Raw genomic sequence first — 17,982 nt, 5'->3', positions numbered from 1 at the left:
CCCGAAAGCATTGTTTGGGCACATGACGTCAGAAAAAGACAAGACCACTGTCGGACGGCTGAAAAGCCGTCCGCAGTTTTTGGCGGTCAGGGCGGGAGAAGCCCGAAAAGGGCCGCACTTCCTCCTTGAAGTGCTTGACCGGGACGATCCGGAAGGCGAGGCCCGCGTCGGCTTCACCGTCACCAAAAAACACGGCAATGCCGTCGAGCGAAACCGCATGCGCCGACGCCTTAAAGAAGCCGTGCGGCTGTCCGCCGGGTTTGCAATGAAACCCGGACACGACTATGTGATTGTCGCCCGACGCGATCTCCTGAATGCACCTTTTGACGCATTGACCCGGGCGCTCAAGGATCGCATCGAAAACAAGCCGAAACCGAAACGGCCGCCGGCCGGTTCCAGGAAACCATGATGGAAAACAACCGCAATTATTTCGTGGCGATAGCGCTCTCGGTGCTGATCCTCGTCGCTTGGCAGTTCTTCTATGTCAATCCACGGATGGAAAAGGAGCGGATCGCTGCGGAAAATGCCCAGCAGACGCAGCACGCGCAGCCCCAGCAGGGCGGCGAGCCCGCCGCGCCCGGCCAGGCACTGCCCGGCGGCGCGGTCCCCGGCGAAAGCCGCGATCAGGCGGTCGCCAAGTCTGCACGCGTGGCGATCGACACGCCGGCGCTTTCCGGCTCCATCAACCTGACCGGCGCCCGTTTCGACGACCTGAAGCTCAAGGGGTACCGCGAGACAGTCGACCCGAAGAGCCCGGTCATCACCCTTTTCAGTCCGGCAGAAACCGCCGACGGCTATTTCACCGAGATCGGCTATATCGGCAGCGACGCGACCGGCTCGGTGCCGGGCCCGCAGACAGTGTGGACGCTCTCGGGCGGCGACAAGCTGACGCCGGCAACGCCCGTCACGCTCACCTACACCAACGACAAGGGCATCACCTTCGCGAGGACCATCTCGGTCGACGATCGCTATATGTTCCAGGTCGTCGACAGCATCAAGAACGCGGGCTCCGCGCCGGCCTCGCTTTCCTCCTACGGCCGGGTGACGCGCTTCAACAAGCCGACGACTCCGAGCATCTACGTGCTGCACGAGGGCTTCATCGGGGTCGCCGGCGAGAACGGCCTGCAGGAAGTCGGCTATTCGAAGGTCGAGGACGACCAGCCGGTCGAACCGGGCAAATCGACCGGCGGCTGGCTCGGCATCACCGACAAGTACTGGGCTGCGACGATCGTGCCGCCGCAGCAGACGCCCTTCGACATCCGCTTCTCTCACTTCGCCGATGGCCGCCCGCGTTACCAGAGCGATTACAAGAGCGATGCGATCACCGTCGCCCCGGGGCAGGCCGCGGAGGTCAAGAACCTTGTCTTCGCCGGCGCCAAGGAAGTACCGGTCGTCGACAATTATGAAGTGGCCTACGCGATTCCCAATTTCGACAAGCTGATCGACTGGGGCTGGTTCTACTTCATCACCAAGCCGATGTTCAAAATGATGGACTTCTTTTTCCGTCTGTTCGGCAATTTCGGCATCGCGATCCTGATCACCACGATCGTCGTCAAGCTGATCTTCTTCCCGCTCGCCAACAAGCAATATGCCTCAATGGCGAACATGAAGAAGGTCCAGCCGAAGATGGAGGAACTGAAGAAGAAGTTCGGCGACGACCGCATGGGGCTGCAGCAGGCGATGATGCAGCTCTACAAGGACGAGAAGATCAACCCGCTGGCGGGCTGCTGGCCGATCCTCATCCAGATCCCGGTGTTCTTCGCGCTCTACAAGGTGATCTACGTCACCATCGAGATGCGTCACGCGCCGTTCTTCGGCTGGATCAGGGATCTCTCCGCCCCCGATCCGACGACGATCGTCAATCTCTTCGGCCTGCTTCCCTTCGACGGGCCGGCCTTCCTGCATCTCGGCATCTGGCCGATCGTCATGGGCATCACGATGTTCCTGCAGATGCGCATGAACCCGACGCCGCCGGATCCGACCCAGGCGATGCTGTTCACCTGGATGCCGCTGGTCTTCACCTTCATGCTGGCGTCCTTCCCGGCGGGTCTGGTGATCTACTGGGCCTGGAACAACACCCTGTCGATCCTTCAGCAGGGAATCATCATGAAGCGCCAGGGCGTGAAGATCGAGCTCTTCGACAACCTGAAGGGGATGTTCGCCAAGAAACCCAAGCCGGCGGAATAGCCGGCACTTCGCTCCCCTGCGCCAGTTTGCGGCCCCGGATCACAAAGGTCCGGGGCTTTCTCATTTCCCGTGAGAGGAACCGCCGCGGCGGCCGAAGGTGCGGCTGCGCTTGACAAGCGGGGCCAAAAGCCCGATGCCGGCCCGGCAAAGAGGAAGGTCAGGACATGTCCGGGAAGAACAATCAGAACGCCTCGAGTGTCTTCGGCCGGCCATGGATCTTCATCCGCGGCGTGCCGGCGATGAAGTTCCTGCCGCCCGAGGGCCCGGTCGAGATCGCCTTTGCCGGACGTTCCAATGTCGGCAAGTCCTCTCTGATCAATGCGCTCGTCGGACACAAAGGGCTCGCCCGCACCTCCAACACGCCAGGCCGCACCCAGGAACTCAACTATTTCGTGCCCGACGGCTATTCCGGCGAGGCCGATGATCTGCCGCCGATGGCGCTCGTCGACATGCCCGGCTACGGCTACGCCCAGGCGCCGAAGGAGCAGGTCGATGCCTGGACGAAACTCGTCTTCGACTATCTGCGCGGCCGCTCGACGCTGAAACGCGTCTACCTGCTGATCGACGCACGCCACGGCATCAAGAAGAACGACGAGGAAGTGCTGTCGCTCCTCGACAAGGCGGCGGTCTCCTACCAGATCGTGCTGACCAAGGCCGACAAGATCAAGGCCGCCGGCGTACCGCGGCTGGTCGCCGAAACGCTCGAGAAAATCAAGAAGCGGCCGGCCGCCTATCCCGAGGTGTTGTCGACCTCGTCGGAGAAGGGCGCCGGGATCGAAGATCTGCGCACGGCGATCGAGCAGGCCGTCCTGCGCTAAAACCGTCATGCGCGGCACCGGTCGCCGGTGCCGCCAAAGACATCTGCCGCAACTCACTACCCGGCGACTTCGGCCGCTCTATCTCCTCGCTGGCGACGACAGGTGCTCGTCGCCTCACGGTCAGAGGAGAGAGAGATGTCCGACTTGATTGTCATTGGTTTCGACACGCCGGAGGAGGCCGACCGGGTCCTCCTGAAGCTCCACAGCCTGAAGAAGGAATATCTGATCGATCTCGAAGACGCGGTCGTCGTGGTGCGCGACGCCGAAGGCAAGGTGCATTTGAAGCAGAGCCTCAATCTCACCACCGTCGGTGCCGCCTCGGGTCTTCTGTCAGGCTCGCTCTGGGGTGGACTTGTCGGCTTGCTTTTCCTGAACCCGCTCGCCGGCTTTGCCATCGGCGGCGCGCTCGGCGCAGGCGCCGGAGCCCTCTCCGGTTCACTTGCCGACTACGGCATCGACGACGAATTCATAAAGTCGCTCGGCAGCACGATCCCGAACAATTCGTCGGCCCTTTTCATCCTAGTGCGCAAGGTGCAGCCCGAGAAGGTTCTGGCCGAACTCTCGGGGCTTCGCGGCCGCGTATTGAAGACTTCGCTCTCGCCGGAGCAGGAGCAGAAACTGCAGGCCGCCCTCTCCGAGGCACAGACGCCGTCGCCGCAGGCGGGGAGCTTTTAACTCTTCAGTTGATGAAGAAACCCCCACTCCCAGCCGCGGCGTGTGCGCGTCCAATTGGACGCGCGGCGCTGGAGAAGGTTGCGGCAGCCGGATGAAGGTCTAAAAGCATTGCCGGCATGTCTCGCGAGGTCAGCGATAGCCGGCAGTGCCGCGGGCGAGGAATGGGCCGCTCGGCAAGCCGGTCGGTGAACCGCCGCGCGGCTCGAGGCTGACGGCAAGCGTCGAGCCTTCGGTTATCTTCGTCCGCATGGCAGGAGGAACCCGGAACTCGCCTTCGCCGGACTGCGGCAACACTCCGAGGGAGATCGCCGGGTCGCTGCCCCGCAGCAGCCAGAACTCGAGGGATCTTTCGCCGTCACCGCCTGCCGCGACCGGCGTCAGGCGCAATCGCCCGGAGCCGACATCGAAGGTTGCGACGAAACCGATCGCATTGCCCTCGCCCGAAAGCTCGGCCAGCAACGGCCGACCGCCCGATCCGCCGCCGAACAGCCCCGCCAAAGAGACCATCAGGACCGCGACGGCGGCCAGCGAGGCAAAGGCGAGGCTGCGCCAGAACGACAAGGAATCCCACAATCCGATGGAATCGTCGGCCCCCGCCTGAGCCTCGAACGCCCGGTGCTCGGCGGTAGGCAAGGCGCGCGCCTGCGCGATCGTTTCATAGGCCGTATCGAAAGTGGCGAGATTGTTGCGCCAGCGGAGAACCATTGCCGCAAAATCCCTGTCCGTCGCCATGCGCGCTTCGACCTTGCGGCGGTCCTCGGCGGACAGGACGCCCAACACGTATTCCCCGGCGATCACCTCATCGCGGCGAGAATCCCCGCTCTCGGGCTTCTGCGTGGTCATCGTTCCATGTTCTCTCACATTCGAGAGATTGCACCGTAGCAGGATCGGTCAAATCACAAATCTCGTCAATCGTGAAGGCGGCCGGTTTTTCGCCATGGACCGGCGCCAATCTTCGGCGACTTGTGTTGCCTGGATCATTCCATCAGCGGGCAACATGCGCTAGATAGCAGCCGGTATATTTCGAGGGTCGCCATGTCCGCATCAGAAAGTGAAATCCAGGCACGCCTGCTGGCTCAGGCCCTGCCCTACATGCAGCGCTACGAGAACAAGACGATCGTCGTCAAATATGGCGGCCATGCCATGGGCAATCCCGAGCTCGGGCGCGCCTTCGCCAGCGACATCGCGCTTCTGAAGCAGTCCGGCGTCAACCCGATCGTCGTCCACGGTGGCGGCCCGCAGATCGGCGCCATGCTCAACAAGATGGGCATCGAATCGAAGTTCGAGGGCGGCCTGCGCGTCACCGACGAGAAAACCGTCGAGATCGTCGAAATGGTGCTCGCCGGTTCGATCAACAAGGAGATCGTCGCGCTCATCAACCAGACCGGCGAATGGGCGATCGGCCTTTGCGGCAAGGACGGCAACATGGTCTTTGCGGAAAAGGCGCGCAAGACCATCAAGGACCCGGATTCCAATATCGAACGCGTCCTCGATCTCGGCTTCGTCGGCGAAGTGGTCGAAGTGGACCGCACGCTCCTCGATCTGCTGGCGCGCTCGGAAATGATCCCGGTGATCGCGCCGGTGGCCCCCGGCCGTGACGGCCATACCTACAACATCAACGCCGACACCTTCGCAGGCGCGATTGCCGGCGCGCTCAACGCGACGCGCCTCCTGTTCCTGACCGACGTTCCGGGGGTTCTCGACAAGCAGGGCTATCTCATCAAGGAGCTTTCGGTCGCCCAGGCGCACGCGCTGATCGCCGACGGCACGATTTCTGGCGGCATGATCCCCAAGGTCGAGACCTGCATGGAGGCGATCAGGGCCGGCGTCCAGGGCGTCGTCATCCTCAACGGCAAGACCGCTCATTCCGTGCTCTTGGAGATCTTCACCGAACGCGGCGCCGGCACGCTGATCGTGCCGTGAGGTAACCGCCCCGCGAGAATTGCCCCTCTCCTCGGGGTTAACCGAGGACTAGCCCTCTTCCCGCGCGCGGGGCGAGGGGACTTAGGAGGGCGCCGCGCGTCTCCTTCGCCCCGCCTGCGGGGAGAAGGTGCCGGCAGGCGGATGAGGGGCAAACTCTTGCCAACCTATTTCCCACCCCCCCCATATACCTTCTCCGCCTCGCCGCGCAGCCAGGCGATCATCGCCCGATAGGGAAACGGTCCGTAGCTGACCCGAGCGACGCCCGCGGCGGCAAGCGTGGCGAGGTCCGGCGCGCCGGGCCGCATCATCACGTTCACCGGCAGCGGCGACGCAGCGCAAAGCTTGCCGATCAGGTCGACATCGACGAGCCACGGCGCGAAGAAGCCGCTCGCCCCCGCTTCGGCATAGGCCTTGGCACGGTTGATCGCACCCTCCAGCAAACCTGCATGGCGCGTCGTATCGTTTTCCTGCAGGAACAGGTCGGTGCGGGCGTTGATGAAGAGCGGCACGTTCTGGCGCTCCGCCATGTCGCGGATCGCCCGGATGCGGGCCGCCTGCTTGTCGATCGGATGAACCCCGCCCTTGCCGACGATCTGGTCCTCGAAATTGATGCCGATTGCACCGGCATCGATCAGTTGCGCCACATTGGCGGCACCCTGGGCCGGGTCTTCCGAATAGGCGCCTTCGAAATCGACCGACAGCGGCAGGTCGGTCGCCGCGACGATCTCGCGGGCGATCTCGACCAGCAATTGCAGCGGGATCTTCTGCCCGTCGCCGAAACCATGCGCGGCCGCCACCGACCAGCTCCCCGTGGCCAGCGCCTTGGCGCCGGCCTCGGCCACGCAATGGGCACTGCCCGCATCCCAGATATTGTAAAGAACGATCGGATCGCCCTTGCGGTGCAGCGCCTGAAAGGCACGCGCCCTTTCCTCCTGGTTCATCGCATCTCCTCCGTAAACAGTCCGACAGGTCTCATCTTTCCTTCATGCCGAAGCAGCCACTGCTTTCGCTCGAGGCCGCCACCGTATCCCGTCAGCGATCCGTCCGCGCTGACGCAGCGATGGCATGGGACAACGATCGCGATGCAGTTGGCGCCGTTGGCTCTCGCCACGGCCCGCACAGTCTCAATGGTAGCGACTTCCCGGGCAATGTCGCTATAGGATCGCGTCTCGCCGATCGGGATTTGCATGAGCCTCGCCCATACCTGCCGCTCGAAGGCGCTGCCGTCGAGAGCGAGCGGCGTCAGAAACTCACCGGACAGTCCGGCGAAATAGGCCTTGAGTTCCGTCTCGATCTGCTCGATGGGCGGCGTCCTGCCCGGCACGACGGCCGACCGCGCCGTTCGCTTCAGCCTCTCCATCTCGGCGGGCAAAGCCTTGCGATCGTGGAACTCGAGCAAGTGCAGGTGCGTCTGGTCGGCGACCGCTACCATCGGCCCGAGCGGCGTGTCGATCCAATCGGCAAAGAGCAGTTCACGGCCCTGCGCCTTCGCCGGCGCCTCGCCGATCAGCCGCGCGAAGGCAGCGCGAAAACCGCTTGGCGACTCGTAGCCCGCGTCGACCTGCGCCGCGATGACGCTCGCCCCGGCGGAAAGCTGCCGCGCAGCCTCCCCCATGCGCCGCTGGCGGGCGAGGTCGAGAAAGGTCACGCCGAGGCTTCGCTTGAACGTGCGGCGGACGGTCGACGGATCGAGACCGCGCCGCACGAGGTCGTCCTCGGTCCAGCGACGGTCCGGATGCCGATCGAGGAGCTTCAGCAGTTGTTCGACGAGCGGCTCCTTGCCGGCAGCCTGCTCCAGCGGCCGGCATCGCTCGCAGGGCCTGAAACCCGAATTGACGCAGGCCGCGATGCTGTCGAAAAACAGGGTGTTCTCCCGCTTCGGCTTGCGGGCCGGGCAGGAAAGCCGGCAGAAGATGCCAGTGCTCTTCACGCAGGCGAAGGCCTGGCCCTCATAGTCGGAACTGCGGGCCAGCAGCGCGTCGTAAAGGATGTCGTCGTTCGGCAAATCGAAAAGCATGCCCGCGTTGTAGCACCCTATGATTGAATCTTCCGCCGAAATTCGGGCGCTTATTCTACATCGGAATGCGCCGACTAGAGCACGAGCAGCATCACGACGCCGAGCACGATCAGCAGGCAACCGACGAGTTCGAGCCTGTTGATCCATTCGCGGAAGACGAAGAAGGACGAGGCGAAGGTGAACAGCATCTCGACCTGCGCCACCACCTTGACGATCGCCGCCTGCTGCAGCGTCATCGCCATGAACCAGCCGAAGGACGCCGAGGCGCCGACGAAGCCGACGATGAAGGCGGGCTTCCAGGCCGCGCCGATCCGCGTCAACTCGTCAGGCTCGCGGGCGACGATCCAAAGGAGCATGACGACGGTCTGCAGCAGGATGACGAAACCGAGCGTGAAGCTCGCCTGCATCATATAGTCCGGCGCCGGCAGGCTGGGCGCCAGCGCCAGCGAGGCCGAACGATAGGACACCGCCGAGAGCCCGAAGAACGTGCCGGAGAGCAGGCCGATCGCCGCGGTCGGGCTGAAGACCGAGGTCAGCAGCGACCGGGCGCTGAGCGTCGTGCGGGCAACGGAGATCAGCATGACCCCGACCACCGAGATGGCGATCGCCACCAGCGTCCCCTGGCTTGCCTTTTCGCCGAGAAAGATCAGCCCAAAGAGCGCCGCCTGGGCCGGCTCGGTGCGGGAATAAGCGGTGCCGACCGCGAAGTTGCGGAAGGAGAAGAGGTGAACGAGCAGGAATGTCGCGGCGATCTGCGCCAAACCGCCGATGATTGCCCAGATAAAGAAGGAGCCGTTCGGCACCGGCAGAGGGTGGCCCGAAACGCGCCAGAGCAGGAGGAGATAGAGGAGCGCGAAGGGCAGTCCGAAGCCGAAGCGCACGAAGGTGGCGCCGGTCGTGCCCATGGCGCCCTTCAGGTGCTTCTGCATGGAGGAGCGGATATTCTGCAGAAAGGCCGCGCCGATGGTGATGAGAACCCAGGTTTCCATGGTTGCGAGCTAGCACGCAGGTCAGGACATTGCCAAGAACTCAGTGGAGCTACGGTGTTTCGGTCCGCTTTTCCTGGACCTCCGCCAGATCGATGGCGTGACCGAATACGAGCGGCGGCCCGTCCTCCTCGAATGTCTTCACGCGCTGGTCGTAGCTCGGCGAGATCGTGCCCAGCACACGATCCCAGAACGAGAAATAGTTGCCGTAGTTGTACCGGAACCCCGAATGATGCTGGTCATGGAACGTCGTGGACAACAAAGGGGACGGATAACGCGTCGTCGATGAGGCGAAATACTCGAAGCCACAGTGCCCGAACATGCCGTTGAAATGCTCGAACAGTCTTTGTCCGATGAGAATCGCCGGCGGAAACGGAACGACGAAAACGATGACGGCTGAAAAGCCCTGCAATAGAAAATTGTCTAAGACATCCTCCGAATAGGTGCTCCAGATCGTTGGTGCGACACTTTTGTGATGGAGTGCGTGCAGGGGATAGAGCCACTTGGTGTGCAGCAGCCGGTGCATGAAATAGAACCAGGTATCGTAGAGGAACATGCACAGGACAAAGAGCGGCACCGCCGTCCACCAACTGAAGGCCCAGGGCGCCGGCGCGCAGCCCTTTTGCTGGGCGTAGAGGCCGATCGTCAGCGGCAGGCAGGCGCTGAACATCGACGCCAGGCTCTGGCGGATTTCCGCCTTGCGGCGCTTGTCGGAACCGCGCCCCTTCTGAATCTTCCGCTCAGGATTGCGGTCGTTGACCCAGGTCAGGCCGTAGCCGAGGGCGAAATAGGTAACGACCGTCGTGGCGTAGAATCCGAACAGAAACATGAGATAGAACAGTTCGTCCGACATCAGCACCTGCATCCCCCGAGCGAAAGCTGCGCCGGGCGGAAGATGCCATGCCTCTTTGACAATTCAAAGTAGAAATGTTCACGGCAGCAGGCGGGCCTCTGAGGCGGGGGACGCATTTTCTCGTTTGCCGCCGCCCATACCCATGTCATAACCCGCTCATGAAAAAGCTCGACCGCCTGCCGACCCACGCCGAATTCGCCCATGTCACCGAGTGGGTCTTCGATCTCGACAACACGCTCTACCCGCATCACGTCAATCTCTTCGCGCAGATCGACCGCAACATGACGGCCTATGTGGCCGAACTCCTGTCGCTCGAGCCCTCGGAGGCAAAGAAGCTGCAGAAGGAATATTACCGCGATCACGGCACGACCCTGCAGGGCCTGATGCTCCATCACGGCATCGATCCGAACGATTTTCTCGAACGGGCGCATGCGATCGACTACAGCGTGGTGCCGGCAAATCCCGATCTCGGCGAGGCGATCAAGGCACTCCCCGGCCGCAAGTTCATCTTCACCAATGGCAGCGTCGCCCATGCGCAGATGACGGCCCGCGCGCTCGGCATTCTCGACCATTTCGATGACATTTTCGACATCGTCGCCGCCGGCTACCTGCCGAAGCCGGCCGGCGATACCTACGACAAGTTCATGAGCCTGCACCGCGTCGACACGCAGCATGCAGCAATGTTCGAGGACCTGCCGCGCAACCTGCTGGTCCCGAAGGCCCTCGGCATGACGACCATCCTGCTGGTGCCGCGCAATCTCGAATATGAGTTCGCGGAAGCCTGGGAGACCTCCAGCGACGCCGACGAGCAGATCGATTACGTCACCGAGGATCTCGCCGGCTTCCTGCGCCGCGTGGTGGCGGCGGACTAAACGCCCGCCCGAACCCTACCGCCTGCCCGACGCCATAGGCACGGCGTGGGGATCCACCGACTCGTAGAAGCGGGCAATGATCTGCCACGCCTCTTCGGCGGTTTCCACGAAATGCAAGAGGTCGATATCGTTTGGGGCGATCGTGCCGAATTCGGCGAGCGCCTCGAAATTGATGATCGAGCGCCAGAACTTCTCGCCGAACAGAACGAGCGGCACGAGTGCCAGGCGACCGGTCTGCATCAGCGTCATGGTCTCGAACAGCTCATCGAGCGTGCCGAAGCCGCCCGGGAAGACCGCCACCGCCTTGGCGCGGAGCAGGAAATGCATCTTGCGAATGGCGAAATAGTGAAAGTTGAAGGACAGCTCCGGCGTGACGTAGCTGTTCGGCGCCTGCTCGTGCGGCAGGACGATATTGAGGCCGATCGACGGTGCGCCGACATCCGCGGCACCGCGGTTTCCGGCCTCCATGACGCCGGGACCCCCGCCGGTCACGATCACATATTCCTTGTGGCCGAGCTTGGCGGACTGCTCGGAACAAAGCCGCGCGAACTTGCGCGCCTCGTCGTAATAGACCGAAGCGGCTTCCAGGTTCTTGCGCTGCGTCTCGTTCTTGGCCGCCCAGGCTTCGCCGCCCGGTTCCGGAATGCGCGCGCCGCCGAACATGACGACGGTCGAGTTGATGCCGCGTTCCTCGAGCATCATCTCCGTCTTCAGAAGCTCGAGCTGCAGGCGCACGGGCCTCAGTTCCTCGCGGCACAGGAAATCGTCGTCGATATAGGCTAGCCGATAGGTCGGAGAGGCCGATTGGGGCGTCAGCGGAACGGTCGAGGCGCGCTGCCTGCTTTGCGAGCTGTCTGCCAGCGGATCCCAAACCCCGCCCTTGCCGCGCAAACTGCGCTTCTTCATGCGTCCCATATGTCCTCGTCCCGTCGTGTTCCGAACAGCCGGCACCTCGTCCGGACATGTTCTTTCATGCTTTTCAGCCATAAGTGCGTCTCTCTGCCGGAAACGGGCAGGCTTGCCAAGTCCCTCGTTCGGAGAGCGGGCCGAAAAGCCCTTCAACTTTTCGGACCCGGGCGCCGCAAGGATGCACTTTTTTCGGGCGTGAATGGGGGCTGCCGCCCTCTGAATTGCCCGCCAAATCCCTCCTTTAATCGGTTCCGATTCGAGGGATTATGCAGTAGAGCTTGCTGGACAACGCGAACATAAGGAAATCCGATGACGAACCACGACCTCGCCTCCCTGTCGCAGACGATCGAGACCGCCTTCGATGATCGCGAGGCCGTCAGCACAAGCACGCGCGGGCCGATACGCGACGCCGTAGAGGCGGCACTGAACCTGCTCGACGGCGGCAAGGTGCGCGTCGCCGAACGCGGCGCCGACGGGATCTGGACCGTCAACCAGTGGCTCAAGAAGGCCGTGCTGCTCTCCTTCCGGCTGAACCCCATGGAGCTCGTCAAGGGCGGACCGGGCGAGTCGGTCTGGTGGGACAAGGTGCCGTCCAAATTCGACGGCTGGAGCGTCAACGAGTTCGAGAAGGCCGGCTTCCGAGCCGTGCCGAACTGCGTCGTGCGGCGTTCCGCCTATATCGCCCCCAATGCAGTCCTGATGCCCTCCTTCGTCAATCTCGGCGCCTATGTCGGCGAGGGAACGATGGTCGACACCTGGGCAACCGTCGGCTCCTGCGCGCAGATCGGCAAGAACGTGCATCTTTCCGGCGGCGTCGGTATCGGCGGCGTGCTCGAACCGATGCAGGCCGGGCCGACGATCATCGAGGACAATTGCTTCATCGGCGCCCGCTCCGAGGTCGTCGAAGGCTGCATCGTCCGCGAGGGCTCGGTCCTCGGCATGGGCGTCTTTATCGGCAAGTCGACGAAGATCGTCGACCGCGCCACCGGCGAAGTCATGTATGGCGAAGTGCCGCCTTATTCCGTCGTCGTCGCCGGCTCGATGCCGTCCGGCTCGACCATGGCCAACGGCCAGCCGGCGCCGAACCTCTACTGCGCCGTCATCGTCAAGCGGGTCGACGAGAAGACCCGGTCGAAGACCGGCATCAACGAACTGCTCCGGGATTGATCATGGCCGAGGAGGGGCGGCAGCCGAGCATGACCTGGCTGTTCTTCAGCCCCTCCGGCCGGATCGGCCGCCTGCCCTTCTTTCTCTCCTGGCTTTTCTGGTTCGTCGTCGGCGGCATCATCCTGATGCAGATGCTGAAATACGAGGACCAGGACGCGGCGCTGGCGCTCTGGACGCTGGCTGTGATCGGCTCCGGCATCGCCTCGACCATTTCGATCGCCATGCTGGCGATCAAGCGGCTGCACGATATCGGCTATCCGGGCCCGCTCGCGCTCTGCCTGTTCATCCCGGTATTGAGCCCCATCGTCTTCATCGCACTCTGTCTCTGGCCCGGCGCGCCAGGCGCCAACGAGTTCGGCGGGCGCCGCAACGGCCCCGCGCGTTGACCATCCGGCCCTGTACATTCCCTCTCCCAACGCGTATGTAGCCCCGCAAATGAACAGGGCCGCGACGTTGGCCGCGGCTATCGACGCCTGAGGACGACCCGACTTATGGTCCGCTCGTCTTCGGCGCGACGACCGAAATCCGAAAGACAGGACATGACAGAGTTCGAAGGGATCGCGCCCTCGATCGCCGCGGCATTGGCGAAACGCGGCTACAACACGCTGACACCGGTTCAGGAGGCGATGCGCGACCCGGCGCTCGACGGCGCCGACGCGCTGGTTTCCGCTCAGACCGGCTCCGGCAAGACCGTTGCCTTCGGCTTGGCGCTGGCGCCGACGCTGCTCGGAACGGCAAGGCAATTCGGCACTCCGGAGGCGCCGCTGGCGCTTGTCATCGCGCCGACGCGCGAGCTGGCCCTGCAGGTCAAGCGCGAGCTTGAATGGCTCTACGAGATTGCCGGGGCGACGATCGCGTCCTGTGTCGGCGGCATGGACATCCGCAGCGAACGACGCGCGCTCGAACGCGGCGCCCACATCGTCGTCGGCACGCCGGGCCGGCTCTGCGACCATATCCGCCGCGACTCGCTCGACATCTCGGCGCTGCGCGCCGTGGTGCTCGACGAGGCGGACGAGATGCTCGATCTCGGCTTCCGCGAGGATCTGGAATTCATTCTCGAGGCGTCGCCGCCCGAACGCCGCACGCTGATGTTCTCGGCGACCGTGCCGCGCTCGATCGCCACGCTTGCCAAGAACTACCAGCGCGACGCGGTGCGGATCGGGGTTGCATCCGAGCAAAAGCAGCACGGCGATATCGAATACCGGTCGCTTCTCGTCGCTCCGAGCGATCGGGAGAACGCCATCATAAACGTGCTGCGCTACTACGAAGCCCGCAACGCGATCGTCTTCTGCTCGACCCGCGCTGCGGTCAACCACCTGACGGCCCGCTTCAACAATCGCGGCTTCTCGGTGGTCGCGCTCTCGGGCGAACTCAGCCAGAACGAGCGCACCCACGCGCTTCAGGCGATGCGCGACGGCCGTGCCCGGGTCTGCATCGCCACCGACGTCGCCGCCCGTGGCATCGACCTGCCGGGCCTCGAGCTCGTCATCCATGCGGATCTGCCGACCAATTCCGAGACGCTTCTGCACCGCAGCGGCCGCACCGGTCGGGCGGGCCAGAAGGGCGTCAGCGCATTGATCGTACCGGTCAATCAGCGGCGGAAAGCGGAGCGGCTCCTGGATGGCGCCCGCATCACCGCCGCCTGGGCGAAGCCGCCGTCGGCAGAAGACGTGACAAGCCGCGACGACGAGCGTCTGATTGCCGACGCGGCCTTCGACGAGGCGCTGCGCGACGACGAGCAAGCGATCGTCGAGGCGCTGATCGCGCGCCATGGCGCCGAGAAGCTGGCCGCCGCCTTCGTGCGGCAGTTCCGCTCGCGGCACTCCGCCCCCGAGGAGCTCTCCGAGGTCTCGCTTGCGGACGATCGGAAGAAAAGCCGCCGCGACGGACCGGCTTTCACCGGCGACGAGGGCCCCGCGCCGCGCGCGGACTTCTCAGACGGCCTGTGGTTCTCGCTCTCCGTCGGGCGCAAGCAGAACGCCGAACCGCGCTGGCTCATCCCGATGCTCTGCCGCCATGGCAAGCTCAGCAAGCGCGACATCGGCGCAATCCGCATGCAGCCGGAGGAAACCCATGTCGAGCTGACTGCCGAGGGCGCCGAGCGCTTCCTCTCCGCAATCGGCCCAAACCGGACACTGGAAAAGGGCATTCGCGTCAAGTCGCTGCCGGGCGCCCCGGACGGCTCGCGGCGGCGCGACGACAAGCAAGAATTCGCGAAAAAGCGGCCGCGGCCGGCAGAGGCTCAGCCGGAGCGTGGCCACAACGACTTTCAGCCGAAACGCAAGTACGAGAAGAAGCCGCCCGTCAGCCAGGACGCGCATCCGGAGAGGCGCGACGAAAAGGCCTGGAGCAAGAAGAAGGGGAAGCCTGACGCGAGAAAGGCGGCCGGCGACTTCAAGCCGAAAGCCAAGCGCAACAACGCCAAGAACCGGCAAGCCTGACTTCGCATTCTCGGGTTACGCGCCGTCGAGCTGCGATTGCGCGACCACTTTCACCACCCAGTCGGCGAAGACGCGCAGCCGGCTGCTCAAATGCCGGTTCGGCGGATAGACCAGATAGATCGGCATCGGGTCGACCTGCCAATCGGCGAGCACCGGGACCATGGTGCCGGCGCGGAGATCGTCGCGCACCATGAACTGCGGCGCCTGGATGACGCCCATCCCCGCCCGCGCGGCCGCGACATAGGTCGTCGCCTCGTTCGCTGCGACTGTATAGCGGCAATTGACCTCGATTTCCTCGCTGCCGCGCCGGAAGTGGAAGGGCATCTGCTGACCGGTGGTCGGCCGGAAATAGCCGACGGCATAGCAGTTCTTCTCGAGGTCGGAGGGATGCTGCGGCGCCGGGTGCCTTTCGAGGAAATCCGGCGTGGCGCAGGTGATGAACTTCATCTCCGTGATGCGTCGGGCGATCAGCGACTGGTCCGTCAGCGCACCGCCACGGATCGCACAATCGACGTTCTCGGCCAGATAATCGACGTTGCGGTCGGACACGCCGAGATCGATCTGGATATCGGGGTACTTGCGGTGAAACTCAGGGAGCGCCGGAATGATGATCAGATTGGCGAAGGCGCTCGCGGTTTCGACGCGCAGCCGGCCCTTCGGCAGGCTCTGGGCACTCGACAGGCTGCCATCCAGTTCGTCAATGTCGGAGAGCAGGCGCGCGGCGCGTTCGTAGTAGAGCGCACCGTCCGGCGTTACCAGAACCCGCCGGGTCGTGCGATTGAGAAGCTTGGTGCGAAGATGCGCCTCCAGGCCTTGAATGAGATTGGTGACGGTCGCCTTCGGCATGTTGAGCGAGGCGGAGGCCCGGGTGAAATTGCCGGTCTCCACCACTCGAAGGAACACGCGCATGGCCGTAAGCTGGTCCATTTTCAATAGCCAATTGTTCGAAATACCGAATAGTGTAATCAACACCCACGGACTATTCCAGAAGAAAGACAATGTTAGGATGTGACCGTCGCGGGTTGTCCCTCATCTAGGGATTCACCCATTGTCGAGGCAAGAGATGGACACGCATTTTACCGAAGAGACGATGCAGACGGGCCAGGGCTCGTGCCGCGCACGCGTCTACAAGGGTGCGTCGTTGCTCGCGCCGCCGCCGGTCGTCCTGCATCTGCACGGCGGAAGCTTCACGGGAGATTCGGTCGCGGCCGGAGAGAAGGTTGCCGGGGCCCTCGCCGCTGCCGGTGCGGTCGTCGTCTCGCCGGAATATCCGTCGGCCTGCCTCAACCCGTTTCCGGCGGCTCTCGACACCGCCTATGCCATGCTGGCTTCCATGCGCAGCCGCTGCCCGCAGTTCGCGCACAAGAAGTCGCTGCTGTTCGTCGCGGGCGAGGAGGCAGGCGGCAACCTCGCCGCCGGCTTGGCGCTGATGGCGCGGGACCAGTTTCTGACCGACCTCAAGGGCCAGATCCTGCTGTCACCGCTGCTCGACCCCTGCCTGGCGACGCCGTCGTTCCGCAAGTTCTGTCCGCAGAGCTCGGTCCAATCGATCGCCGACGGCTGGCAGCAATATCTCGGTGAAGGCAGCGGCCTGACCCACCCTTACGCGGCGCCCGGCCATTGCACCCGGCTCGGCGGTCTCGTTCCGGCCCTCGTGGTCACCAGCGAGGAGTGTCCGATGCGCGACGAGGCAAAGGCCTATGCCGAGCGCCTGCGCGCAGCCGGCGTTCCGGTGGAGATGCACGTCCTGCCCGGCCGTGCCGCCTGGGTCCCGGCCAATGTCTCGGCCCAGAAAAGCTGGCCCGAACAGGAAGAAATCATATCCGGCATTTTCTCCCGCTTCTTCGAGAAGGCGGGAGCGAAGGCCACACAGAAGTAAGCAGACATTTTTTAGAGCCGGCTCCCAACCGGCAAGGAGAGATCATGACGTCGAGCGTTACTCGCCGCGCCCTGTGGGGTGCCGGCCTCAGCATTCTATTGTCCGTCGCCGGCGGCGGTGCCGTCCTTCTCGGCCTGCCTGACCGCCTGCAGGCGGATGCCACAACTGAAGCGGCGCCCGCCGCGCCGCCGGCCGTGCCGGTTTCCGTCGCCCAGGCGGAAACGCGCCGGATCACCACTTGGGAGAGCTTCTCCGGCCGGCTCGAGGCGATCGAGCGGGTCGAGGTTCGCCCCCGCGTCGGCGGGGCGATCCTCAGCGCCCATTTCCGGGAGGGTGCGCTCGTCGAGAAGGGCGACCTGCTCGTGACCATCGACCCCGAACCCTATGCGGCAGCGGTCGAGCGCGCGGAAGCGGAGGTCTCGGCGGCGGAGGCGCGGGTGGCGTTTGCGAAAACCGAGCTCGAACGCGGCCGCAAGCTGGTTTCCACCAGCGCCATTCCGCAGAGCGGCGTCGACCAGCGGCTCAGCGCCTATGACGAGGCGCAGGCGAATGTCCGGTCGGCGAAGGCGGCGCTGCGCTCCGCGCGGCTCGACCTGCAATATACCGAGGTGCGCGCGCCGATCGCCGGACGAGTCGGCAGGCTGGAGGTGACGGCCGGCAACCTCGTCGCGGCGGGCTCCGCCTCGCCGGTGCTGACCACGCTCGTCTCGGTCGACCCGATCTATGCGAGCTTCAACGTCAGCGAGGAAGTGGTCGCGGCAGCGCTCGCCAAGCTCTCCGCTTCCGCCGGTGCCGAGTCGATCGAGCAAATCCCCGTACAGATCGGCACCGCCGCCGACGAGGGCACGCCGATCAGCGGCCATATCCAGTTGATCAACAACGAGGTGGATGCCGCAACCGGCACGATCCGCGTGCGGGCGGCGCTCCAAAATGCCGACGGCCGGCTGATCTCGGGCCAGTTCGTCCGCATCCGCATCGGCGATCCGGCGCCGGCAGAGAAGCTGGTGATCAGCGACCGCGCCATCGGCTCCGACCAGGACAAGAAATTCGTGCTGGTCGTCGGCTCCGACAACAAGGTCGAATACCGGCAGGTCACCCTCGGCCCGACGGCGGACGGCCTGCGGATCATCGAGACCGGCCTGAAGCCCGGCGAGAGCATCGTCGTCAACGGTCTGCAGCGCGTCCGTCCGGGCGTCGTCGTCGCGCCGCAGCCGGCCGAGCAGGCAACCGCGTCGATCGCCAAACCATAGTTAGG

The 17,982-nt window shown here is 64.2% G+C and carries 18 protein-coding genes; 11 read left to right on the top strand and 7 right to left on the bottom strand.

What is annotated here, in order from left to right; all coding sequences use genetic code 11:
- Positions 1-10: 10 nt before the first annotated feature.
- The 4 genes from rnpA (at position 11) to SS05631_RS00385 (ending at position 3,680) form a co-directional block, all read left to right on the top strand.
- Entirely contained in the window at positions 11-409 is a 399-nt protein-coding gene (rnpA, locus tag SS05631_RS00400) for a ribonuclease P protein component (protein ID WP_037420648.1), read from the top strand.
- Positions 409-2,187 carry a membrane protein insertase YidC gene (yidC, locus tag SS05631_RS00395; protein WP_172900160.1) on the top strand — a complete coding sequence of 593 codons (1,779 nt, stop codon included), beginning with the start codon at positions 409-411 and terminating at the stop codon, positions 2,185-2,187. The genes rnpA and yidC overlap by 1 nt, the downstream gene beginning before the upstream one ends.
- Before the next feature lie 164 nt (positions 2,188-2,351).
- Positions 2,352-3,005 carry a ribosome biogenesis GTP-binding protein YihA/YsxC gene (gene yihA, locus SS05631_RS00390; protein WP_037420653.1) on the top strand — a complete coding sequence of 218 codons (654 nt, stop codon included), beginning with the start codon at positions 2,352-2,354 and terminating at the stop codon, positions 3,003-3,005.
- A 135-nt stretch (positions 3,006-3,140) separates the two neighbouring features.
- Positions 3,141-3,680, top strand: a complete 540-nt coding sequence (locus tag SS05631_RS00385; protein WP_037420656.1) for a DUF1269 domain-containing protein — start codon at positions 3,141-3,143, stop codon at positions 3,678-3,680.
- Between the two features lie 129 nt (positions 3,681-3,809).
- Here SS05631_RS00385 and SS05631_RS00380 read toward each other — a convergent pair whose 3' ends face one another.
- Positions 3,810-4,523: an anti-sigma factor gene (locus tag SS05631_RS00380; RefSeq protein ID WP_037420659.1), complete on the bottom strand. Its 714-nt coding sequence runs from the start codon at positions 4,521-4,523 to the stop codon at positions 3,810-3,812.
- Between the two features lie 192 nt (positions 4,524-4,715).
- Here SS05631_RS00380 and argB point away from each other — a divergent pair, with 192 nt between their 5' ends.
- Positions 4,716-5,603, top strand: a complete 888-nt coding sequence (gene argB / locus SS05631_RS00375; RefSeq protein WP_037420662.1) for an acetylglutamate kinase — start codon at positions 4,716-4,718, stop codon at positions 5,601-5,603.
- Between the two features lie 164 nt (positions 5,604-5,767).
- Here argB and SS05631_RS00370 read toward each other — a convergent pair whose 3' ends face one another.
- The 4 genes from SS05631_RS00370 to SS05631_RS00355 all read right to left on the bottom strand — a co-directional run bounded on the left by SS05631_RS00370 (position 5,768) and on the right by SS05631_RS00355 (position 9,459).
- Positions 5,768-6,544: an isocitrate lyase/phosphoenolpyruvate mutase family protein gene (locus tag SS05631_RS00370; protein WP_037420666.1), complete on the bottom strand. Its 777-nt coding sequence runs from the start codon at positions 6,542-6,544 to the stop codon at positions 5,768-5,770.
- The gene (locus SS05631_RS00365) at positions 6,541-7,620 is read right to left on the bottom strand and encodes a trifunctional transcriptional activator/DNA repair protein Ada/methylated-DNA--[protein]-cysteine S-methyltransferase (RefSeq protein WP_037420669.1); all 1,080 of its coding nucleotides are present in this window, start codon (positions 7,618-7,620) and stop codon (positions 6,541-6,543) included. The genes SS05631_RS00370 and SS05631_RS00365 overlap by 4 nt, the downstream gene beginning before the upstream one ends.
- A gap of 74 nt (positions 7,621-7,694) precedes the next feature.
- The gene (locus SS05631_RS00360; RefSeq protein WP_037420672.1) at positions 7,695-8,609 is read right to left on the bottom strand and encodes an EamA family transporter; all 915 of its coding nucleotides are present in this window, start codon (positions 8,607-8,609) and stop codon (positions 7,695-7,697) included.
- A gap of 49 nt (positions 8,610-8,658) precedes the next feature.
- Positions 8,659-9,459, bottom strand: a complete 801-nt coding sequence (locus SS05631_RS00355; RefSeq protein ID WP_050988278.1) for a sterol desaturase family protein — start codon at positions 9,457-9,459, stop codon at positions 8,659-8,661.
- A 158-nt stretch (positions 9,460-9,617) separates the two neighbouring features.
- Between SS05631_RS00355 and SS05631_RS00350 the strand changes: the two genes are divergently transcribed.
- Complete coding sequence (locus tag SS05631_RS00350; RefSeq protein WP_083854110.1) at positions 9,618-10,331, top strand: pyrimidine 5'-nucleotidase; 714 nt, start codon at positions 9,618-9,620, stop codon at positions 10,329-10,331.
- Between the two features lie 15 nt (positions 10,332-10,346).
- Here SS05631_RS00350 and SS05631_RS00345 read toward each other — a convergent pair whose 3' ends face one another.
- Positions 10,347-11,246, bottom strand: a complete 900-nt coding sequence (locus SS05631_RS00345) for an LOG family protein (RefSeq protein ID WP_037378215.1) — start codon at positions 11,244-11,246, stop codon at positions 10,347-10,349.
- 303 nt (positions 11,247-11,549) lie between these two features.
- Between SS05631_RS00345 and dapD the strand changes: the two genes are divergently transcribed.
- The 3 genes from dapD to SS05631_RS00330 all read left to right on the top strand — a co-directional run bounded on the left by dapD (position 11,550) and on the right by SS05631_RS00330 (position 14,848).
- Entirely contained in the window at positions 11,550-12,407 is an 858-nt protein-coding gene (gene dapD / locus SS05631_RS00340; RefSeq protein WP_037420677.1) for a 2,3,4,5-tetrahydropyridine-2,6-dicarboxylate N-succinyltransferase, read from the top strand.
- Positions 12,408-12,409: 2 nt separating this feature from the next.
- Entirely contained in the window at positions 12,410-12,793 is a 384-nt protein-coding gene (locus SS05631_RS00335) for a DUF805 domain-containing protein (RefSeq protein ID WP_037420680.1), read from the top strand.
- Positions 12,794-12,946: 153 nt separating this feature from the next.
- Entirely contained in the window at positions 12,947-14,848 is a 1,902-nt protein-coding gene (locus SS05631_RS00330; protein ID WP_037420683.1) for a DEAD/DEAH box helicase, read from the top strand.
- Between the two features lie 15 nt (positions 14,849-14,863).
- Here SS05631_RS00330 and SS05631_RS00325 read toward each other — a convergent pair whose 3' ends face one another.
- Positions 14,864-15,775 (bottom strand): LysR family transcriptional regulator, encoded by a 912-nt coding sequence (locus SS05631_RS00325; protein ID WP_037420686.1) that lies wholly within the window; start codon positions 15,773-15,775, stop codon positions 14,864-14,866.
- A gap of 136 nt (positions 15,776-15,911) precedes the next feature.
- Here SS05631_RS00325 and SS05631_RS00320 point away from each other — a divergent pair, with 136 nt between their 5' ends.
- Both SS05631_RS00320 and SS05631_RS00315 read left to right on the top strand, forming a co-directional pair.
- Entirely contained in the window at positions 15,912-16,727 is an 816-nt protein-coding gene (locus SS05631_RS00320) for an alpha/beta hydrolase (RefSeq protein WP_037420689.1), read from the top strand.
- A 44-nt stretch (positions 16,728-16,771) separates the two neighbouring features.
- A complete protein-coding gene (locus SS05631_RS00315) occupies positions 16,772-17,977 on the top strand; it encodes an efflux RND transporter periplasmic adaptor subunit (RefSeq protein WP_037420693.1) in 1,206 nt (401 codons plus the stop codon).
- The last annotated feature ends 5 nt before the right edge of the window (positions 17,978-17,982 follow it).

The organism is Sinorhizobium sp. CCBAU 05631 (assembly GCF_002288505.1).
In the GTDB taxonomy this organism is placed as follows: Bacteria; Pseudomonadota; Alphaproteobacteria; order Rhizobiales; family Rhizobiaceae; genus Sinorhizobium; species Sinorhizobium fredii_C.
This window is presented reverse-complemented; position numbering and strand designations above follow the sequence as displayed.